2 protein-coding genes are annotated in these 548 nt (G+C 44.3%); one reads left to right on the plus strand and one right to left on the minus strand.

Annotation, left to right across the window (positions count from 1 at the left end; all coding sequences use genetic code 11):
• Positions 1 to 12 precede the first annotated feature (12 nt).
• Entirely contained in the window at positions 13 to 174 is a 162-nt protein-coding gene (locus A3738_RS29295) for a DNA polymerase (RefSeq protein ID WP_082890028.1), read from the plus strand.
• A gap of 67 nt (positions 175 to 241) precedes the next feature.
• Here A3738_RS29295 and A3738_RS30965 read toward each other — a convergent pair.
• On the minus strand, positions 242 to 548 hold a 307-nt coding region (locus tag A3738_RS30965; protein ID WP_197473791.1), incomplete at its 5' end, for a hypothetical protein.

The raw sequence follows: 548 nt of genomic DNA on the forward strand, positions 1-548 counted from the left end.
CTTGATGCGAAGATGATCATGCAGGTACACGATGAACTCATTGTCGAAGTACGAGAAGATCAAGTCGAAGAGATTGCAAGCTTACTCAGTGAGCTCATGATGGGCGCAGCAAATCTTGACGTGCCACTGATTGTCGAAGCGGGAATTGGCGACAGCTGGGATGTAGCGCACTAATTACTGATCAAACGCTCAGATGCAAAAAAGGCAGCCAACTGGCTGCCTTTTTTGATGAAATCTCATTTTAAAGCTGATAGTTCACACGAACTAAGCCCGGTACGCCAAACAGTTCGTCATTACTATAAACCACAGGGACAATATCAACATTCAACTTCTGATCGTAAGCCCAACGCACACCTAAAGTATAAGTATTATCGGTGTTATCCGCGGTTGTCATTAAGGCTTCAACACCTGCAGAAAACAACCCCGCTTGCGTATCAATAATGCCAACATATGCACCGACATCTAGCTCCAAAAAGTTATCGTCTTTCTGATCACCATCTGCATATACAAAACGTGGAGCAATGGTAAATGTTCCCGCATCAGCATCA

This window comes from Oleiphilus sp. HI0066 (assembly GCF_001635725.1).

Excerpts from the sequence above, each read along its gene's own strand:
- A3738_RS29295 (WP_082890028.1), top strand. The coding sequence starts at position 13 with ATGATCATGCAGGTACACGATGAACTCATTGTCGAAGTACGAGAAGAT.